Source organism: Longimicrobium sp. (assembly GCF_036387355.1).
Classification (GTDB): domain Bacteria; phylum Gemmatimonadota; class Gemmatimonadetes; order Longimicrobiales; family Longimicrobiaceae; genus Longimicrobium.
Map to the genome: position 1 here is coordinate 1 of NZ_DASVTX010000076.1, position 3,707 is coordinate 3,707.

Sequence of the window (3,707 nt, forward strand, 5' to 3'; positions counted from 1 at the left end):
GGCTCCGGGTCCGACTCCCACACGGGCTCCAGACACCACTGAGGAGGCGACCTCCGCACCGGCACACCACATACATCTATGCCGTGCTCCCGTTTCATGCGCCATGGGTCGGCGCAGCCGGTGAATGACACTCCCACGAACCGGTGTGGGAGAGGGGGCACACGGCAACTGCGCCCCTCCCCCGCCCCTCCCCGCGCAAACAGCCGCGCGGAGAAGGAGGAGGGCGATGACGGTGCGCTTCACAAGGTGCCGGTGCGGCCGACGGAGGCCCCCTCCCCCCAACCCCCTCCACCCGCTCCGCGGGAGAGGGGGAGCCGTTCGGCGCGGGGAGCGGCGTCAGCGCGTGTGGCCGGCCTTCCCGGGTGAAGCCGCGCCTCGAACAACACGAAGTCCGCCTCCGCGGACTGAAACACCCGATTCGCGCGTCGCGTCCGCAAGCCATTCGCCGGGGCTTTCCGCTTTCAGAGCGGCGGATTCATCCGCTCAGGCGCGGCGCGGAAAAGGGTCGCGCTGCGCGCGGGCCCCTCCCCCGGCCCCTCCCCGCGCAAACAGCCGCGCGGAGAGGGGAGAACATCACCGGCAGGCAGCGGCCTCGTGCAGGTGAAGTCCCCCCGTCTGTTTGGGGGGACTTTCCGTTGTTGTTGCGGCGGATTCATCCGCTCAGCCGGCCGGCGGGCGCTCTCACCGCGCCATCCACCACCGCGCCGTCCGCCTCACCTCCTCCAGCATCCCCATCCATCCCGCCCCACTCGGTCGCTTGACCGAGGTCATTGGACCGATGCCGCAACCGGCCCGCGCGGGCCATCCTTATCGCCGTGTCCGAGGCGCCCGGGCACACCGTCCCACAGAGTGGACATCGGCCGCAGGCCCGGAAAAACGGCCGATTCCCTCATCGCCTTCGGATGCAACAACATGCGGCCGAAGGCGGAACCTGGGCCAACGATTGCCTTGTCCTTCGCCGTCACAGCGCGGCGCCATGCAGCGCAAACGCGGTCCCGCCAGGGAACGCCTCTACACACGGACATGACCATGACGACCCGCATCAAGCTCCACTCCCGGATCGCGCTCGGCGCGCTCCTGCTCGCTCTGACCACCGCGGCCGCCTGCTCCAGCGACGCCACCGAGCCCGGCTCCGGCAACCCCGGCCAGCCCGGCACCGGAACCCCCGACATGACCGTCGCCAGCATCGTGGTTTCGCCCGACACCGCCACCGTGCTCGGCGCAGGCGGATACCGCCGCATGCAGGCCCGCCTGCTGACCGCCAGCGGCGCGGAAGTCACCGGCCGCACGGTCCTCTGGTCCACCGAAGATCCCAGCGTGGCCGTGATGTCGGGCGAGATGCTCACCGCCATCAACCCGGGCACGGTGTGGATCACCGCCACGGCCGACGGCAAGCAGGGCCGCGCGCAGATCCGCGTGGTGGCGCCTACGGTGACGGTGCTCCAGGTGCCGCACGCCAACATCACCCTGCGCAGCGGCGACGTCGCGGGCACCGGCGTCATTGCGCGCGCCGCGGACGGCCGCGAGATGTACGATGCCATCCTTTCGTACACCAGCAGCGACACGGGCGTGGTAGCGTTGCAGGGCAACCTGCTGCGGGGCCGGAAGGGCGGAACGGCCACCATCACCATCCGAAGCGGCGAAGCGACGGCCCAGGTGCACGTGCTGGTGCCCGAGGTTCTGCAGTACCGCCTGAACTCCGTGGGCGGCACCGCGCTTCCGGCTGAGACCCCGCACGTGCGCACCTACGCGGCCGACAGCAGCTTCGTGGAGGAGTGGGCGCGCGTCACGGAGGGCTCGCTCATTCTCTCCACGGTGACCGGGGAGTATGTGCAGCGCGCCACCCTGACCCGCTTCCGCCGCACGGGCGGCGTGCTGGGCGGCAATGTGATCGTTGGACCCACGGAGCAGGTGGGGGTCTGGACCTGGGCGGATCGCGGCGTGCGCGAGGAAGCGCCGGTCACCGGAGACATGACCTTCACGTCCGGCGTGCAGGCCGGGCTGCGGTACTACGGCATCGTGGGCGCCTCGCGTGCGCTGGCCGTGTACCAGGAGCCGCTCGGACTTGCCGGCGAGACCTGGGCGTACGCCCTGCAGTAGTCGCGTGCAATCACCGAAAAACGAGCAAAAACGGCCGCCCATCCGGGCGGCCGTTTTCGTCCATGCATCCCAAGTCATTGCAGGGCAATGGATTGCAATCGGGTTCCGGATTGGGCATGGAGCATGCGTTCAGGGCGCGGCGACGGCGGTCCGGGGGGACCGGCCGATCACCAGACACAGCTTGGAGGAACGCATGGGCATTCTGTGGATGATCATCATCGGCCTGATCGCGGGCGCGATCGCCAAGTTCATCATGCCGGGCCGTGATCCGGGCGGCATCATCGTCACGATCCTGCTGGGCATCGCCGGCTCCGTGGTGGGCGGCATGCTGTTCGGCGGGCGCGACGGCCGGGTGGGCATCATCGGCTCGGTGGTGGGCGCGCTGATCCTGCTGGCCGTCTACCGGCTCATCGTGGGCCGGCGCCGCACTCACGTCTGACCTGAACCCGAACCGTCCGGAGGCGCGCGCCATGCCCGCAACGCAGATGCACGAGCTGCTGAAGCATGAACTGGGTGACCTGCTGTACGCCGAGCAGCTCATCCTCAAGATGCTCGGCACGCTGGACCGGGAAGTCAGCAACCCGGAGTTGAACAAGCGGGTGCAGGAACACGCCGGCGAAACCGAAGAGCAGATCGAGCGGCTTCGGCGCGCCTTCGAGGCGATTGGGGAAAAGGCCAAGGCGGAAAAGTGCGACGCCGCGGTGGGGCTCAAGGCGGAGCACGACAGCTACAAGAAGGAGGAGAAGCCGTCCAAGCCCCTTCTTGAAGCGTTCGACCTGGGCAACGCGCTGCGCGTGGAGCACTACGAGATCGCGGGCTACCGCTCCGCGATTGCCGTGGCCCAGGTGCTGGGGCACAAGGAAGTGGTGTCGCTGCTCACGGAAAGCCTGCGCGAAGAGGAGGCGATGGCGGCCTTCGTGGAGCGCAACTCGGTCAAGGCGCTCAAGCTGCTCGCCGAGCAGATGGAGCCGCGCGACATCGAGTTCACGCCCGAAACCGGCCGCCCGCGCGGCCCGGGCGCGAGCAAGAGCGGCGGGTCTGCCGCCAAGTCCAGCGGCAGCAAGACGGGGGAGCGGGCTTCGGCCAGCAAGTCCGGCGGTGCCAAGTCGGGCGGTGCCAAGTCGGGCGGGGCCTCCAAATCCGGCGGCGCGCGCTCGTCCTCCAGCCGCACGACGGCGGAAAGCTCGTCCGGCGACGGCAGGACGGGCGGGGCGAGCAAGTCCGGCGGCAGCAAGTCCGGCGGAGCGGGGGCCAAGAAGGCGTCGTCCTCGCGCGGCAAGTCGTCCGGCGGGTCGCGCGCCAACGCGTAACCCCTGCGGAACGAACGAGAGCCCTCTCCCGCACCGCGGGGGAGGGCTCTTTTGCATCCGAGCGAACTTCAACCGCACGGCGGGCGGCCCGGTGTGAGCGGCGGAGCCCAGGGCGGCCCCCACCCGGGTTCGCATGACTCACCCACCCTCCCCCACAAAAGACTGGGGGAGGGTTGCCGGGGCGGACGGCTCGACGCGGCTGAGCGAGTGAACTCGCCGCCTCGCCGCAACAAGGGCGGCAAGTTCCCCCCCAAACAGACCGGAAAATTCACTGCACAGGGCCGACGGGTGCCGATG

Annotated in this window: 3 protein-coding genes; all 3 read left to right on the forward strand. The window is 69.7% G+C overall.

Annotated elements, in window-relative coordinates; all coding sequences use genetic code 11:
* The first annotated feature begins 1,029 nt into the window (after positions 1 to 1,029).
* Positions 1,030 to 2,100, forward strand: a complete 1,071-nt coding sequence (locus VF665_RS03490) for a hypothetical protein (RefSeq protein WP_331052016.1) — start codon at positions 1,030 to 1,032, stop codon at positions 2,098 to 2,100.
* Between the two features lie 193 nt (positions 2,101 to 2,293).
* Positions 2,294 to 2,539 carry a GlsB/YeaQ/YmgE family stress response membrane protein gene (locus VF665_RS03495; RefSeq protein WP_331052017.1) on the forward strand — a complete coding sequence of 82 codons (246 nt, stop codon included), beginning with the start codon at positions 2,294 to 2,296 and terminating at the stop codon, positions 2,537 to 2,539.
* Positions 2,540 to 2,570: 31 nt separating this feature from the next.
* Complete coding sequence (locus VF665_RS03500) at positions 2,571 to 3,410, forward strand: ferritin-like domain-containing protein (protein WP_331052018.1); 840 nt, start codon at positions 2,571 to 2,573, stop codon at positions 3,408 to 3,410.
* The last annotated feature ends 297 nt before the right edge of the window (positions 3,411 to 3,707 follow it).